The organism is Streptomyces sulfonofaciens (assembly GCF_014656295.1).
GTDB lineage: Bacteria > Actinomycetota > Actinomycetes > Streptomycetales > Streptomycetaceae > Streptomyces > Streptomyces sulfonofaciens.
Genome location: NZ_BNCD01000021.1, coordinates 14,733 through 31,001, shown reverse-complemented (window position 1 = coordinate 31,001; position 16,269 = coordinate 14,733). Strand labels below are relative to the sequence as shown.

The following is a 16,269-nucleotide window of genomic DNA, read 5'->3' as shown; positions in this document are numbered from 1 at the left end:
CTGCGCGGCTCGGCGGTACGCGGGAACGTGCCGTGCGAGGGACACGCACTGCGGCGATGTGCGAGACGCCTCGCAGTGTGTAGGCGCTGGCCCGGGCGGTACGCGCAGGGCGCGGGTGGTGTGAGCAGGACCGGGCGGTGTGCGCTGGTCCGCGGGGTGTGGTCCCGCACGGTGTGCGCAGCAGGACACGTCGGTGCGTTCAGGGAGTGTCGGTGTGAGCAGGACACGTCGGTGTGAGCAGGGAGGCGTCGGTGTGCGCCTCGGCACGCGGGCGTGCGTGTGCGGTACGCCGTGCGTGTGGTGGGACCGCGGCCGGTCGTGCGGGGCAGGACGCGCGACGCGGAGGGCCCCGCCTGGAGCGGCGGGGCCCTCGCACGGTGGTGCCCGGTCCTACCTCGCGGCGATCGGCCCGGTCAGCTCGCGAGCTCCGGGTAGAACTCGCGCTTCGACCCGGACCTGTCCTGCAGCCGACCGAGCAGCCCTGCCGGGTACTCGATCAGCCAGTAGGTCACCACCGAGGCGGGGACGGCGAGGCCGAGCACCAGCACCGTGCCCAGCGCGTAGCCGTACGGCCCGCCGGGCAGCAGTCCGTACCGGTCGAGTTCCAGCATGACCGGCTCGTGCAGGATGTAGAGGCTGTAGCTGATCAGTCCGACGAAGGTGAGCCAGCGAGCCTGCAGCGCACGGTGCCAGACTCCCTTCTTCCTGCTGCGCAGCGTGCAGTAGAGCAGCACCATCCACACCACCGACGACAGCGGGTGGAAGAAGGTGAACGCGAAGTTCTCCGGCACCGACACCCACGACAGCACGTACAGGGCCGCCGCACACGCCAGGCGCAGCGGCACCGCGAGCGCGGTGGGCACCATGCCGCGGTCCTTGAGGGCCACCGCTGCCACCGCCAGCAGCATGCCGACGGCGAACCCGCCGAAGCGGGCCTGCGGTCCGAAGTACACCGGGTAGTCGAGGTGCCCCACGTGGAACGCGTACCGCGCCACCGAGATCCACACCAGGGGCAGCACGTACAGCAGCACGCAGCCGCCGACGCAGATCGCCACCCTGGTCGAGCGCCGCGCGAAGCGCCGGCACAAGCGGATCGCCACCGGCCCCAGCGCCACCAGCACGAAGTAGAAGATGATCTCCAGGGAGAGCGACCAGGTGGGACCGATGGTGTAGAAGATGCGCTGCCGGTCGAAGAGGTGCGTGAAGGTGAGGTGCTCCACCAGGTCCAGCCAGTTGCCGGGCAGTACGGGGTTCCGGCTCACCCACACCACCAGCACCATCAGGTAGTACAGCGGCAGGATGCGGATGATCCGCCGGTACATGAAGGACCGGGCGGGGCGGGTGGCGCCGCCGTCGATGGCCGCCCGCGCGTACGACAGCGTCAGCAGGTACGCGGACATCACCAGGAAGAGATCGACCACCTCCAGCGAGATCAGCGACCCGAGGGCCGTGTTGTCCACCGGGGGGTTGGGGCCGTCGGGCCCGTACTGCATGTACATCTGCCAGACGTGGAAGACGACCGTGCTCAGCGCGGCGATCCCGCGGAACCCCTCGATCTCCTGGGCGCGGCTGCGCGGCGGTGCGCCTTCCGGTGGGTGCGGGGCGGCCTTCCCGGCACGGCCGGCCGCGCGTGTGCTGAGCGTGCTCATGACCGCACCGCCCCGGCCGCGGTCCGCGGGGTGACCCGCCACTGGCGGTCGCCCAGCGCCTCCTTGAGGTGGGCCTGCCGGGCCACCATGTTCTTCAGATGGCTGTAGAAGAAGGTGGAGAACACGATGTAGCGCCAGAACCAGCCCTTGCGGCGGCGGATCTCCGGTACCGCCAGCCGCCAGGCGAACGCCGCCTGCAACGGTCCTGACGCCATCGTGAACAGCACCGCGAGCAGGCAACTCGGTACCAGCCAGTCGAGCCGGTCCACACCGCCCTCGCGCCACGCCGAGTAGGCGAGGATGGGCACGATCTGCAGGCCGAGCCACGGCTGGATCTCCCGCCAGCCCAGCAGCACCGTCAGGCCGAACCGCTGCCTGCGGGTGAAGGGACCGGACCGCAGCACCCGCCACTGGTGCTTCAGGGACACCTGCAGCCAGCCCTGCGCCCAGCGGGCGCGCTGGTTCCACAGCGCCCTCAGGGTGGTGGGCGCCAGCTCACGCGAGATCAGCGTCCGGTCCATCGCGATCCTGACGCCGTCCTCCAGGGCACGCAGGCTGGAGTCGATGTCCTCGGTGAGCATCGAGCCGTGCATCCGGATCCGGGCGAGCAGGTCGGCCCGCCAGAAGCCGTTGGAGCCGCCGAACACCCCGAAGTCGTACATCCGGGTGCGTCCGGGGTGGCTCACCGCGTAGATGGACTCGAACTCCACCGCCACCAGGCTCGCGACCAGCGAGCTGTCGCCGTTGCGGATCACGCAGTGGCCCTGGACCACGTCGTAGCCGTTGGAGAGCCAGTGCCAGGCGTGCTGGAAGGCGGCCGGCTCCGGATGGTGGTCGGCGTCGAAGATGCCCACGAACTCGCCGTGCAGCCGGCTGACCGCGGCGTTGATGTTCTGCGCCTTGGAGGTGGAACCGCGCACCTTCAGCAGCACCAGGCGCGGGTCGCGCCGGGCGATGTCGCGCAGGGTCTCCTCCACCGGCAGCGGTCGCGGTGTGTTGTACGCGAGGACGATCTCCAACTCGCCGGGGTACTCCAGGCGCAGGAAGGACTCCACCGTGTCCACGATGGTGGCGGCCTCGTTCGGCAGGTAGGCCGCGATCACCGCGCTGGCCGGCGGGTACGGCTGGCCCGGGCTGCCCGGCCTTTCCGGTGCGTCGAGCGAGAACAGGCACTCCAGCGCGACCAGTGCGGCAGACGTCATCAGACCGGCCACCACCACCCAGTACATAGCCGAGCCCAGGTCGAAGCCGGCCAGGTAGAGCTGCTGGTAGAGCAGGAAGGGCACCCCGAGCCCGAGCAGCAGCACCAGGGCCGGAGTCATGTTCGACAGCACCGGCCGGACGATGGAGCGGCGCGGCCTGCGGTGCGTCACACCGTCCATCCACGGCGCATGGCGGACCGGGCGCAGGTCCCGGTGGTTCAGCGCCTCGTTCGCCGCCTCGGACGCCTTGCGGACGAGCTTCTCGCGCTCGGCGGCGCGGTCGATGGGCAGCCAGCCGATCGCCGGTGTCAGCCGCACGTTCTCGTCGGCGACCACGAAGCGGGTGCCGGCCACCGCGTGCGCGAACTGCTCCAGCCTGCGGCGGGTGGTCTCCTCGTCGACGTCCGGCATCAGCATCAGCAGATGCCCGTCCTCGTCCCAGCCCAGCCGGTCGCAGACGTTGCCCAGCTTCTCGGCCACTCCGGCGAGCCGTTCCGCGACCTCGCGGTGCACCCGGGGCCCGAGCCTGCTCTCCAGGCCCGCCATCTCGGCGACGGCCACCACGGTCAGGGCTCCACCGCGCCGTCCCGCCCGGGCCCGCTGCAACTCACGGCCGAGCTCGCCCAGGAAGTGGTGGTACGAGTACAGGCCGGTGCGCGGATCGAGGAGCAGGCTCTCCACGGGAACGGGCACCCGGCGCAGCCGCGCCTCGATCCGGGCCGACAGCTCGATCGGCTCCGAGTCGTCGCGCAGGCAGTCGTCCGCTCCCTGGCCGAGCAGTTCGGCGACCGTGGCCGAGCCGGTGTCCAGTTCCGTCACGACCAGCAGCGGAAGGGCGCTGCCGGTGGGCACGGCACGTATCCGGCGTATCAGATCGGTGCCGTCCCACCCGTGTGCGGGCGGGTCCTCCTGGAGGACGACGATGGCGTCCGGCGGCGCATGCCGCAGCCGGGAGCCCGCGTCCGGCGGCAGCGCGTGCGCCACCGGGTGGCCGGTGGACTTGAGCGCCCGGAGCAGCCGGTCGAGCCGGGGCCCGGGCGTGCCGACGGCGAGCACGCGAGCCGGCGCAGGACCGGCGGGGCCGGGACGGCCGCCGGGTGGTGGGGCGGAGGACGGTGTTGAGGCGGTGTGCTGCGAGACGAGCACCTGGGGTCTCCTTTACCGGTGGGGGGTCCATGGGCGCGTGGTCAGCGCGGGAGGTCCCATGGCATACGGGGTGGTGCGGTGGCGTGGCGGCCGGCTGCCGTCCCGCTCGGGGGTCGCCGACGGCCGCCCTGCCCGGGGAGCCGGGTGGGCGGGGTCGGGCGGGGTCGGTCCGGTGGTCCCGGGGTGGGGTCGGTTCGGTAGGTCCTGCGCGGGCGCACGGACCCGCGGTGCGGACGGGGACGGCAGGCGCGCGGACGCGTCCGCCGGGGCGCGGCGGAAGGGGGCCGGTGCGTCTCACGCCCGGTGGCCGCCGTGCGCCCCTGTCGTGGCGCACGGACGGGCTACCGCGTGACTACGGTGTTCTTCGCGCCGGACCGCCCGCCGCACCGGTGTGCCGGCCGGGACGTCTACGGCGGCCGGGGCGGCGCCGGAAGGCGGGTGCGGCCGTCGCTGCCGCGGGCAGGACCGGGCGGGTCCCTGCGGTCCGCGGCATACGGCCGTGGAACGGCTGCCCGGCGTACTGCGTCACACCGACGCGGGTGTGCGGGGCGCTCGTCGCGCGGCGTGGGGGTGGGCCGCCGACGGCCGGTCCCGGTACGGAACGGGGCCGAACGTTCAAGAAACGGCCGATAGCACCCGATGGGGGAAGCGGTCCGACACCGGGCCGCATGGCACCGGCGACCGGTGCCGGCCCGGGCGCAGGGCGTCCCAACTGGGCGGCCCTCCCGCGGTGGGGGAGGGAGGCGGGGCGAGCTGCTTCGGCGCATATGGCATGTGAGTGGTCCCATCCTGTTCGGATTGTGGGGGAGGACCGAACTTTTGTAAGCGCAACCGTTCAACCCTTGGAGGCCGGACGGCAGTGTGTCACCTTAGCCTCACTTCCGGCGGTGACACCACACCTACAGGGTCCCAACACCCGTATGAAGTCCGAGGATTCGGTGAAGGCGGGGTTTCAGAACTGCCGCAACTCGCCCTCGATGCGCGGGAGGAGACCGGTGCGGTGGGGGGTGTGTGCGCCGCACGCCGGCAGAGGTGGCCGATCCGGCGGGTCGGGCGGGGTGCGGGGGCCGATGCGGCGGGTCGGGTGGAGCGCGGTGGCCGATCCGGTGGGTCGGGTGGAGCGCGGTGCGGTCAGCTCTCCTGTGCGCCGCGGCCTTCCTGTACGCCGTGGCCGAGGTGGGCCGTTCCCGGGCCGCGGTACGGGGCGCGGTGTGCGGCGACGAGCAGGGACTGGATCCGCCGGCGGATCTGCACCGCCTCGTCGACCGGTGCCCCGAACGCCAGCCGGACATCCCTGTGGTGCCGTGCGTACTCCAGCCGGAGAGTGATCCCGTAGCGGTCCAGCGCGAGCGGCACCGCACGCACCACTGCCTGCCGCAGACGGGGTTCCACCAGGCGCATCAGTACCGGCACCAGGTCGCCGTGGTGGCCGGCCAGGTGGGTGAGCATGCCGGCTTCCGGGACGGCCAACGGGTCGGTGGGTGCGGTCAGCAACTCCTGGAGCCCGACGGTCGCCTCGCCGTCCGCGGTGCACAGCACCGCCCGCTCGATCGCGAGGCACCACAGACCCGGTGCCACACCGTCCGCGCAGAGCCACCCCGGCAGTACCACCCGGGCCCGGATGCGGTCGCGGACGGAGATCGGGGCTATGTCGGTGAACTCCAGGGTGGCCGCGGCGCCTTCCCCGCCGGGCAGGGCACATCGCGCGCCGGGTGCCGGCGGCAGCAGGCGGCGCAGCGGCAGCCGGTCGGTCAGGCGGCCGCTCCCGGCGCGGAAGACCTCGGTACGGCCCCGCTCGGTGACCACGGTCATGGTCTGGGCGGCGGCCAGTACGGACCGGACCCGTTCGGCGGCCGTCGGCCGGGCGGGGGCGTCGGTGAGGCGCATCCGGGCTCCTCGGGAGAGTGAGGTTAGGTTTACCTAACTTAGCCCTGTCCCCGCTGCGCCGCCAGTCTCCCCGGGCTGCCGAGGGCCCCGGGGGCCCGGGAGCCCAGGGCGTCCGCGGGCGGTCAGAACCTGAAGACGTCCGAGGTGCCCACCTCTGCGGCGCACCGGTTGACGAAGGTCTCCCGGTAGGAGACCCGCACGCCCTGCCAGGTGCCGGTCGCGACGGCCGTGACCGGGTCGACGACGGCGGGACAGGCACGGCCGGGAACATCGGGCAGGCGGGTGAAGTCTCCCTGCACGGCGGTGAGCGCGGCACAGGCGGCCTCGGGATCGGGGTGTGTGCCGCCGTCCGGGGCGCACTCCAAAGTGGCGTCGCCGACGGGCCGCTGCGAGATGTCCGAGGCGACGAGCGAGAGGTCCAGGGAGCCGGCAGGGGCCGCCGCCGGCGGGGCGGCGGCGGCCGAGGCCGTCCCTTCAGCGGTGAGGGTGAGGGCCAGGGCGGCCGCGGCGGCGAGCGCCGTGGCGACGGGTCTGCCGGTCATGGTGGCTCCTTCTGGTGTCCGGTGAGGGCGGCACGAACCTAGGCCCGCGCCACCACCGGGCGCGGGAGCGGAATGAGCCATTGCTGAACTCCCAGGAGCCCCACGCCCCGCACGGGCCGCGGTACCGGCACCCGCCCGCGGCCGCCGTTCGGCCGGGCCGCACAACCGCGAGGGCCGCAGTCGCCGCGGCGGCGGCCCCGGCCCTGCGCTGTCGACGGACTCAGACGATCCCTTCCGCGATCTCCGCCTGCTCGCGGTCGGAGCCGTACGAAGAGGCGTCAGGGGTGCCGTAGGCGCGCCGGGCGACGTACCACCAGACGCTGGCCAGGACCAGCACCACCGCCAGGGCGATCACCGCGTAGTTCATCGAGTCGACGGTGATGGGCGACGACTGCGGCAGGCAGAACAGCACCGTCACCAGGGCCACCCAGACCACCGCCAGCCAGCCGACCGGCCGGCTCCACCGGCCCAGGTGCCAGGGGCCGCGCTGGAAGCGGTCGCCCGCGCGCAGCCGCAGCAGGATCGGCAGCGCGTAGGCGGGCGTGATCCCGATGACGTTGATGGCGGTCACCGCACCGTACGCGGTCGGCGAGTACAGCGAGGGAAGTGCGAGCACGCACGCCACCACCACGGACAGCCAGACCGCGGGCACCGGGGTCTGGGTGCGGCTGCTGACCCTGCGCCAGAGCGTCGAGCCCGGCAGGGCGTTGTCGCGGCTGAACGCGAACACCATCCGGCTGGCCGCGGCCACCTCGGCGTTGCCGCAGAACAACTGGGCCACGATCACCACGAGCAGCAGCGCCGTGGCACCGTCCGTGCCCAGCGCGTCCAGCAGGATCTGGGCCGGGGGGACGCCCGTGGGACTGTTCTGCGTGCCCGTGTAGTCCTGGATCGCGAAGGTCAGCCCGGCTAGCAGCACGAAGCCCGCTATCCAGGAGACCCAGATCGAGCGCACTATGCCTCGCGCGGCGGACACCGAGGCGTTGGCGGTCTCCTCCGACAGGTGCGCGGAGGCGTCGTACCCGCAGAAGGTGTACTGCGCGAGGAGCAGGCCGATCGCCGCCGCGTAGACCGGGTTCGACCAGCCGGTGTCGTTGACGAACCCGGTGAACACGAACGAGGCCGACTGGTGGTGGTCCGGCACGATCGCCAGCACGGCCACGATCAGCGCCACGCCCGCCAGGTGCCACCACACGCTGATGGAGTTCAGCAGGCTCACCAGACGCACACCGAAGAGGTTGAGCACCGCGTGCAGCAGCAGGATCGCGCAGAAGACCAGCATCGTGGAGCCGGGCGTGGGATCGAAGCCGAACTGGAGGTTGAGCAGGGCGCCGGTGAACAGGGCCGCTCCGTAGTCGATCCCGGCGATCGCCCCGAGCAGCCCCAGCAGGTTCAGCCAGCCCGTGTACCAGCCCCAGCGGCGGCCGCCGAGCCGGTCCGCCATGTAGTACAGGGCGCCCGACGTCGGATAGGCGCTCGTCACCTCGGCCAGTGCCATGCCCACGAGGAGCACGAAGAGCCCGACACCGGCCCAGCCCCACAACATGACGGCAGGGCCGCCGGTGCCGAGGCCGAAGCCGTACAGCGTCATGCAGCCCGACAGGATGGAGATGACGGAGAAACTGATGGCGAAGTTGCCGAACCCGCCCATGCGGCGGGCCAGCACCGGCCGGTAGCCGAGCTCGCGGAGCCGCTGTTCCTCGTCGCGCGGTGGGCGGCCGTCGGTGTTCGTACTCGACCAGGTGGGGCGGGACACGCGGTTACCTCCGTAGAACGACGTACAGGAACGGGAACGGAAAACGACGTACCTCAAGGACGGAAGAGCGCAACGGTGCGAACGGCGCGACGGTGGTGGAAGGAGTGGAAGGAGTCGAAGGAGTGGAAGGGGTGGAGGGCGGAGACGGGGGCTCGGCGAGGACGGCCCCGACGGCCCCTCAGCTTCCGCGGGTGCCCTCCAAAGCGGCCAGGGCGCGGGCCCTCGCCTGGGCGAAGAGGTCCGCGGCGGCGGCGGTGTCGCGCGGGTCCCCGACGCGGTACACCCACGGCACGGGCGTGTAGTACGGGCCGAGGGCCCTGAAGACCCGGCCGGCCTCACGGAACTGGAGCGCGCCCCACAGGCCGTGCGCCAGATGGCTGAGGTCCAGCAGCGAGCTCTCCGTGTAGCAGGTGTGGTCGAACCACTCGTACAGCGCGCGCCGTGCCTCCCGGGTGGCGTCCTCCGCCACCCAGTGCAGGTCCAGCGCGGTGTCGCGGCCGCCGTCCCTGCGGTACCGCTCGACGTGCAGGTAGAGCGGCAGCACGTGCAGCGCGGAACCGGTCGGAGCGAAGGATGCCGCCCAGTGCACGAAGTTGACGGCCTCCGTCAGGCGCCCACTGCCGTGCCTGCCGTACAGGAACTGCAGCATCCGGTGGTAGGCCTCGCGGTTGTAGGGGTCCCGCTTGTCGGCCTGGGCGAGCAGGCCCCACGGCCCGGGCGGCAGCATCGGCTCGGGCGGCGCCACCCGGTGCTCGTCCCACTGCTGCCGCTCGTCGAGCCGGGCAAGCGCCAGCAGGCACACCCAGGGGACGGGGTCGTCCTCGGCGGCGCGCGCGGCTGTCCGGCACGCCTCCCAGGCCTGGTGCCACAGGTCCTGGGTGTGCCGGTGGCCCTCGCGGTGCGCCCGCAGCGCACGCTCCACCGCGACCCGGCCGTGCATCACCGCCGCCGCCACGCTGCGCGGTTCCTCCGCGCGCCAGGCCTGGACGAGGTCCGTGCCCGCGGCGGCCGCCGCGAGCACCTGGGTGCGCTGGGTCCACAGGGCCCGGTCGGCGGTGGCCGCCAGCAGGTTCCGCATGGACATCCAGCGCCCGACGCGCAGGTCCTGAAGGGCGGCACGGAGGTCGGAGTCATGGCCCGCCGGATGGTACGCAGGGCGGAATCCCATCGGGGACATCAGCCTCCGACCCCGACGCGGCAGGAGAGGACCAGGTGAACTCGCAAGCGGTGCTCCGCTAAATCCGTGGGGTGTGCGACAGTCGGCGGCCAGTGTAGAGGCGGTACTTCCGTTTGGTGGAAGAAATCGAGGATCTTTCTCCACGCATAGTGGCGCATCGACGATGGAGAGTGAGCACCGGGGGCCCGCGGGTGCGCTTGACGGTGCCCTGCGCCCTGCACAAGGCTGGCGGTCACGTGATCAGTCGACGACATGACGGGGGTGGGCCATGACGGGCCCGGTACTCGCCATCGACCAGGGGACCTCGGGGACGAAGGCCCTTGTGGTCTGCCCGGAGCGCGGTGTCCTCGGCTCCGGCAGCGCCCCGGTGGCCACCCGTCAGCTACCCGGCGCGCGCGCCGAGGCGGACCCCGCCGAGCTCTACCGCTCGGTGCTCGACGCCGGCCGGCAGGCGCTCGCCGCCGCCGGCGAACCCGTGGCCGCGGTCGGCCTCGCCAACCAGGGCGAGACGGTGCTCGCCTGGGACCCGGCCACGGGACGGCCGCTGACGGACGCGATCGTCTGGCACGACAAACGGGCCGACACCGTCTGCGCCGAGCTGGCCCCGCGCGCCGAGGAGCTGCGGCAGCTCACCGGCCTGCCGCTCGACGCCTACTTCGCGGCACCCAAGATGGCCTGGATCCGTCGCAACCTCACCGTCGACGGAGTCGTCACCACCACCGACTCCTGGCTGGTCCACCGCCTCACCGGAGCCTTCGTCACCGACGCGGCCACCGCCGGGCGCACCCAACTGCTCGACCTCGACCGGGTCGACTGGTCGAAGGACGCCCTGGACGCCTTCGGACTCACCGGTGAACGCCTGCCGCGGATCGTCGACGCCGGCTGCCTGGCCGGCACCACCACCGCCTTCGGCGCCCCGCTGCCGCTCACCGGGCTGCTCGTCGACCAGCAGGCGGCCCTGCTCGCGCTGCGCGTCACCGACCCGGGCACCGCCAAGTGCACCTACGGCACCGGCGCGTTCCTGCTCGCCGCGACCGGCGGGCGGCCGCACAGGAGCGAGCAGGGCCTGGTGAGCTGTGTCGCCTGGCGGCTGGCCGGCCGCACCAGCTACTGCCTGGACGGCCAGGTCTACGCCGCCGCGTCCGCCGTCGCCTGGCTGGCCGGACTCGGAGTGCTCTCGGGCGCCGCGGACCTCGACCGCGTGGGCTCCTCGGTGCAGGACACCGGCGGGGTCGGGTTCGTGCCCGCCCTCGCCGGACTCGCCGCTCCCTGGTGGCGCGGTGAGGTGCGCGGCACGCTCACCGGCCTCGGCCTGGACACCGCCCCCGGCCACCTGGTGCGGGCCCTGTGCGAGGGCATCGCCGCCCAGGTCGCCGAGGCTGCCGACGCGGCGGCCCGCGATCTCGGCTCACCGCTCGGTGCGCTGCGCGTGGACGGCGGTCTGACCCGCTCGGCCCTGCTCATGCAGACCCAGGCCGACCTGCTGCAACGCCCCGTGGAGGTGTCCGCGGTGCCCGACGCCACGGCCCTCGGCGTCGCCGCGGCCGCCCGCCTCGGCCTCGATCCCGCGCTCACGCTCGACGAGGCCGTTCCCCCCTGGCGGCCGGCCACCGTCTACGAGCCCCGGATCAGTGCCGCGGAAGCGGCCGAGCGCCGTGCGGAGTTCCGCGCCGCCGTCGACGCCCTGCTCGACCGGGCCCCGGCCGCGTCATGACCGTCACCACCACCGGGCCGCTGCCGAACGCCCCGTACGACGTCGCGGTCATCGGCGCGGGCGTGGTCGGAACGGCCGTCGCGCGCGAGCTGGCCCGCCACCGTGCGCTGCGGATCGCGCTGGTGGAGGCGGCCCACGACGTCGGCGAGGGCACCTCCAAGGCCAACACCGCCATTCTGCACACCGGGTTCGACGCCGTACCCGGCTCGCTGGAGTCCCGGCTGATGGCCGACGGGTCCCACCGCCTCGCGCGCTACGCGGCCGAGACCGGCATCCCGGTCGAACGCGTCGGCGCGCTGCTGGTGGCCTGGAACGAGGAGCAGCGCGCCGCGCTTCCCGAACTGGCCGCCAAGGCCGGCCGCAACGGTCGCCACGACACCCGCCTCCTCACCCCCGGCGAGCTGTACACCCGCGAGCCCCACCTCGCCCCCGGTGCCCTCGGCGCGCTGGAGGTGCCCGGCGAGAGCATCGTCTGCCCGTGGAGCACCACCCTCGCCTACGCCACCCAGGCCGTCCTGGCGGGCACCGACCTGCACCTCGGCTGCCGGGTCACCGGTATCCGGGAGCGCGCGGGCCACCACGAGCTGCGCTGCGCCCGCGGCGTGCTGCGCGCCCGGTACCTCGTGAACGCCGCGGGCCTGGCCGCCGACACCGTCGACGGCATGCTCGGGCACCACGACTTCACGGTCACCCCGCGCCGCGGCCAGCTCATCGTCTTCGACACCCTCGCCGGCGACCTCGTCCGGCACATCCTGCTGCCCGTCCCCACCGCCCTCGGCAAGGGCGTGCTGGTCGCGCCCACGGTGTACGGCAACGTACTGCTCGGCCCCACCGCCGAGGACCTGGACGACAAGCGCGCCACCGAGTCCACCGCGGACGGGCTCGCCGCGCTGCGCGCCAAGGGCAGGGGCATCCTGCCCGCGCTGCTCGACGAGGAGGTCACCGCCGTCTACGCGGGACTGCGCGCCGCCACCGGCCACGAGGACTACCGCATCCGCGCCCACCCGGCACAGCGCAGCGTGACCGTGGGCGGCATCCGCTCCACCGGTCTGACCGCCTCCATGGGCATCGCCGCCCACGTCACCGGTCTGCTCGCGGACACCGGCCTGGTCCTCGGCGAGCCGCGCGACCTGCCGCCGCTGCGCATGCCGCCGCTCGGCCGCCGTGCCGTGCGCCCCTGCCGGCAGGCCGCCCTGGTGGCCGCCGACCCCGAGTACGGCACCGTCGTCTGCCACTGCGAGCTGGTCTCCCGCGCAGAGATCCGCGACGCGCTCGCGGCGCCCCTGCCGCCGCACTCCGTGGCCGGCCTGCGCCGCAGGACCCGGGCCGGGGCCGGCCGCTGCCAGGGCGCCTACTGCGGCGCGGCGGTCACCGACCTCTTCGAACGCTCGGATGCGGGGGAGCGCGTATGAACGGGCCGGTGAACGGGACGGTGTCCCGGGTCGTCGACGTACTGGTCGTGGGTGCGGGCCCCGCCGGGCTCGCCGCGGCGGCCCGGCTCGCCGCGCGGGGCGCGGGCCGGGTGCTGGTGCTGGACCGCGAGCAGCAGCCCGGAGGCGTGCCGCGGCACTGCGAGCACCGCGGGTTCGGGCCGCCGGGCCGGCGCTGGACCGGCCCCGAGTACGCGGCCCGGGCCGCAGAGGCAGCGGTCGGCGCCGGAGCCGAGCTGCGCACCGGTGCCACCGTCCTCGGCTGGGCCGGTCCACACACCCTGGACACCACGGGGCCCGAGGGGCCCGAGCGCATCACGGCACGGGCCGTCGTGCTCGCCACCGGCGCCCGCGAACGCTCCCGCAGCGCGCGCCTCGTCCCCGGCACAAGGCCCGCGGGCGTACTCACCACGGGAGAGCTCCAGCAGGCGGTGTACCTGTACGGCCGGCCGGTCGGACGGCGGGCCGTCATCGTGGGCGCGGAGCCGGTGGCCTACGCGGCGCTGGACGCCCTGCGCCGGGCCGGCGCGCGCCCCCTCGCCATGGTCACCGGCCTGCCCAGGTCCCAGGCGCCGCTGGCGCGCGCCCAGCGGGCCCGGCTGCTGGGCGGCGTGCCCCTGCTGACCGGGGCCCAGGTCACCGAGTTGCTCGGCCGTCCCCGGCTGACCGGCATCAGGCTGCGCCGGGGCGACGGCCGCAGCACCGTGCTGGCCTGCGACACCGTCGTCTTCACCGGCGACTTCACCCCGGAGAACGAACTGGCCAGGAGGGGCGGCATCACACTCGACGCCGGCACCCGCGGACCGGCCGTCGACGCGGCGTTCCGCACCGCCCAGCCGGGTGTCTTCGCGGTCGGCAGCGTGCTGCACGCCGCCGAGAGCGCCCGGGTCGCGGCGCACGAGGGAGCGCTCGCCGCGCGTTCGGTGCTGCGCCACCTGACCGGGCCTGCCGGCTGGCCGGACGCGGACGCCGTCACGGTGCGCACGGAGCTGCCGCTGCGCTGGAGCGTGCCGAACCGGCTCACCCCCGGCGCTCCGGTCGCGGGCACCTTCCTGTTGCGCACCCACCGCTTCCTCACCCGGCCCACCCTGCGCGTCACCCAGGACGGCCGCACCCTGCACAGGGAGCGCCACCACCGCACCGCGGTGCCGGGCCGGCCCGTGCCGCTGGCGGGCGTCTGGATCCCGCGCGTGGATCCGGACGGCGGGCCGGTGTGGGTCGGAGTCGGCTGACCGGACCAGCCCCGCCCCGCTGCCCGCACTCGCCCGCCCCGCCTCCCCGCTCCGCCCGCCCCGCTGGGCCGACCCGTGCGACCAGCCGTCTCACCGGACCCGTCGGCCCGGCGCGGCCGGACCCGTCGGCCCGGCGCGGCCGGACCCGTCGGCCCGGAGCGGGCAGCCGGCCCTGCGGGACCACGGGCCCGTCCCCGCCCCGGCGCCGCCACGCTCGACGGGCCCTCCCCGGCACCGCACCGCCCGACGGCGCCCCCGCCGGCCGCGGGCCCGTCGTAGGCGCAGCCCAAGGCGCCCCGGCAGTTGCGCAAAGGCGTCGGCAGCATCTGCGTCTCAGCCGTCCGTGTTCCGCTCGCTCGTGCCCGGAGCGCCTATCTCCCGCTCGCCCGTGCCCGGTTGCTCGAACGCCCCGTGCCGTCCCGCCCCCGCCGCGAAGCGGGCCGCGCCCGGAAGGGCCTCGTCGAGGACGGCCATGCCGCCTCGCAGCTCGCCGGCCATGGCCGCCTCCTCGCCGAGCCCGGCCTGGTCCAGGACGGAGGCCCGGTCGGCGCGCAGGCACGCCTGCGGGAAGAGGGCCAGCCGCGCGGCCAGCTCCTCCGCCTCGGCGCGGGCCCGGCCGGTCGCCACCACCCGGGTGGCCAGCCCCATCGCCAGGGCCTCCGCCGCGGGCACCGGACGGCCGGTGAGGATCATGTCCATCGCCCGGCCGGTGCCGATCAGCCGCGGCAGCCGCACCGTGCCGCCGTCGATCAGGGGTACGCCCCACCGGCGGCAGAACACCCCGAAGACGGCGTCCTCCTCCACGATCCGCAGATCGCACCAGAGCGCCAGTTCGAGCCCGCCGGCCACGGCATGCCCGGCGACCGCCGCGATCACCGGCTTGGACAGCCGCAGCCGGGTCGGGCCCATCGGCCCGTCGCCGCCCTGCGCCACCCGGTTGGCGCGCGCGGTGCCCAGCGCCTTGAGGTCGGCGCCCGCGCAGAACGTGCCCCCTTCCCCCCACAGCACCGCCACCCGGGCCCTGTCATCGGCCTCGAAGGCGCGGAAGGCCGCCACCAGTTCCGCGGCGGTGGGGCCGTCGACGGCGTTGCGTTGCTCGGGCCGCGACAGCACGACCGTCGTCACATGCCCTGCGCGTTCGGTGCGGACCGGCATCGGTCGGGCCTTCCTGGTCGGGGACAGCCGAAGGATAGGGGTCCGCCCGGCCGTGGTGGGCAGGCCGGGACGCCACCGCGGTGGGCCGCCCTCGCCGCCGGCGGCCGGCTCACTCCCCGTCGGCGGAGCGCCGCGGTACCGGCTCACGGTGGTAGGCGTGGGCCGAGGGCCAGGAGGGCGCCGGTGCGCGTGTGAGCGCCACGACCGCGATGTCGTCCTGGGGCTCGGCACCCGTCCATTGGAAGATGTCGTGGACGAGGGCGTCGACCAGCTCGCCCGGGTTCTCGAACGCACGCAGGGCGAGGACGCCGGTGGTCGGGTCGTAGAACTCCCCGTCGGCGTTGCGCGCCTCGATCACCCCGTCGGTGATGAGCAGCAGGAAGGCACCGCAGGGCAGCGTGACGGAGTCCGGCTGCGGTGCGCCGCCGGCGCGCGCCTCGGCCAGGCCCATGCCCAGCGGCAGCCGGCGGGAGCCGGGATCGAGGAGGGTCACGGTGGCCTCGTGCACCAGGTAGGGCGAGGGGTGCCCGTGGTTGACCAGGCGGACGGTGCCGCCGTCGGACGAGAACTCGGCGAGCACCGCGGTGGTGAACTCCTCGGCGTCCGTCGGCGCCGACCGGCGCTCGCTCTCCAGGCGGAGCGCGTGGTCCATCCGGCGGGCGAGCTCGCCGACCGCCGGGGCGTGCTCCGCCTCCTGCCGGAAGGCTCCGATGGCCACCGACACCGTGCCGACCGCCTGGAGCCCCTTGCCGCGCACGTCGCCGATCAGGGCCCGCACCCCGAACGGGGTGGGCTGCACCGCGTAGAGGTCGCCGCCGATCCTGGCCTCCGCCAGCGCCGCCTCGTACCTGCCCGCCACCCGCAGCGGACCCGCCGTGCTCGGCAGGTCCGGCAGGATCGCGCGCTGCGCCGCCTCGGAGACGTCGATGGCCCGCACCAGCCTGCGCCTCTGCCGCTGGAGGGTCACATTGACCAGCAGCGCCGTGAGACCGACGACGGCGATGTCGGTGACGTCGACGACCAGCGCCACCACGGAGTGTTCCAACTGGTGGTCGAGCACGACCGAGAGCACACAGGCGAGGACGGCGACGGCGAGGGCCAGGCGGAACGACAGCAGGGCCCCCGCGACCAGCGGAGCGGCGGCGAGCAGCGGCAGACCCGTGTACGGCCGGGGCCCGAAGAGGTCGGCCATCGCGCCCCCGACGAGCAGCACGATGCAGATCAGGAGCGAGGAGTACGACCTTCTCGCGCTGCGCGTGGACTGGGGCATGGCGTGATCACCGGGCGCTGACGGCTTCGGGAATGCTGCGGCCCGCACAACGTAACCCGGCGCCGCGGGGTCCGCATGCCACCCGGCCCCGGCGCGCCGGGGCCGGCGA

Annotated in this window: 11 protein-coding genes; 3 read left to right on the top strand and 8 right to left on the bottom strand. The window is 74.3% G+C overall.

Going from position 1 to position 16,269, the window contains the following annotated elements; all coding sequences use genetic code 11:
* Nucleotides 1-413: 413 nt before the first annotated feature.
* The 6 genes from IE313_RS27510 to IE313_RS27485 all read right to left on the bottom strand — a co-directional run bounded on the left by IE313_RS27510 (nt 414) and on the right by IE313_RS27485 (nt 9,359).
* On the bottom strand, nt 414-1,649 hold the full coding sequence (locus IE313_RS27510) for an acyltransferase family protein (RefSeq protein WP_189936897.1): 1,236 nt from the start codon (nt 1,647-1,649) through the stop codon (nt 414-416).
* A complete protein-coding gene (locus IE313_RS27505; RefSeq protein WP_189936895.1) occupies nt 1,646-3,997 on the bottom strand; it encodes a glycosyltransferase in 2,352 nt (783 codons plus the stop codon). Before IE313_RS27505 ends, IE313_RS27510 begins: the two co-directional genes overlap by 4 nt.
* Before the next feature lie 1,131 nt (nt 3,998-5,128).
* Nucleotides 5,129-5,884: a DUF2470 domain-containing protein gene (locus IE313_RS27500; RefSeq protein ID WP_189936893.1), complete on the bottom strand. Its 756-nt coding sequence runs from the start codon at nt 5,882-5,884 to the stop codon at nt 5,129-5,131.
* Between the two features lie 122 nt (nt 5,885-6,006).
* Nucleotides 6,007-6,426: an SSI family serine proteinase inhibitor gene (locus tag IE313_RS27495; protein WP_189936892.1), complete on the bottom strand. Its 420-nt coding sequence runs from the start codon at nt 6,424-6,426 to the stop codon at nt 6,007-6,009.
* Between the two features lie 220 nt (nt 6,427-6,646).
* On the bottom strand, nt 6,647-8,182 hold the full coding sequence (locus tag IE313_RS27490) for an amino acid permease (protein WP_229925000.1): 1,536 nt from the start codon (nt 8,180-8,182) through the stop codon (nt 6,647-6,649).
* Nucleotides 8,183-8,360: 178 nt separating this feature from the next.
* Nucleotides 8,361-9,359, bottom strand: coding sequence for a hypothetical protein (locus IE313_RS27485; RefSeq protein WP_189936890.1), 999 nt, complete (start codon nt 9,357-9,359; stop codon nt 8,361-8,363).
* Between the two features lie 268 nt (nt 9,360-9,627).
* On the opposite strand from IE313_RS27485, the gene IE313_RS27480 reads away from it, so the two are divergent.
* Genes IE313_RS27480 through IE313_RS27470 form a run of 3 tightly spaced genes read left to right on the top strand, consistent with a single transcriptional unit; the run spans nt 9,628 to nt 13,735 of the window.
* Nucleotides 9,628-11,073: an FGGY family carbohydrate kinase gene (locus tag IE313_RS27480; protein ID WP_189936888.1), complete on the top strand. Its 1,446-nt coding sequence runs from the start codon at nt 9,628-9,630 to the stop codon at nt 11,071-11,073.
* Nucleotides 11,070-12,485, top strand: coding sequence for an FAD-dependent oxidoreductase (locus tag IE313_RS27475; RefSeq protein ID WP_189936887.1), 1,416 nt, complete (start codon nt 11,070-11,072; stop codon nt 12,483-12,485). The genes IE313_RS27480 and IE313_RS27475 overlap by 4 nt, the downstream gene beginning before the upstream one ends.
* Nucleotides 12,482-13,735, top strand: a complete 1,254-nt coding sequence (locus IE313_RS27470) for an NAD(P)/FAD-dependent oxidoreductase (RefSeq protein WP_189936886.1) — start codon at nt 12,482-12,484, stop codon at nt 13,733-13,735. The genes IE313_RS27475 and IE313_RS27470 overlap by 4 nt, the downstream gene beginning before the upstream one ends.
* A gap of 333 nt (nt 13,736-14,068) precedes the next feature.
* Here IE313_RS27470 and IE313_RS27465 read toward each other — a convergent pair whose 3' ends face one another.
* Entirely contained in the window at nt 14,069-14,890 is an 822-nt protein-coding gene (locus IE313_RS27465) for a crotonase/enoyl-CoA hydratase family protein (RefSeq protein ID WP_189936885.1), read from the bottom strand.
* A gap of 109 nt (nt 14,891-14,999) precedes the next feature.
* Nucleotides 15,000-16,160 carry a PP2C family protein-serine/threonine phosphatase gene (locus IE313_RS27460; RefSeq protein WP_189936884.1) on the bottom strand — a complete coding sequence of 387 codons (1,161 nt, stop codon included), beginning with the start codon at nt 16,158-16,160 and terminating at the stop codon, nt 15,000-15,002.
* Nucleotides 16,161-16,269: the final 109 nt, after the last annotated feature.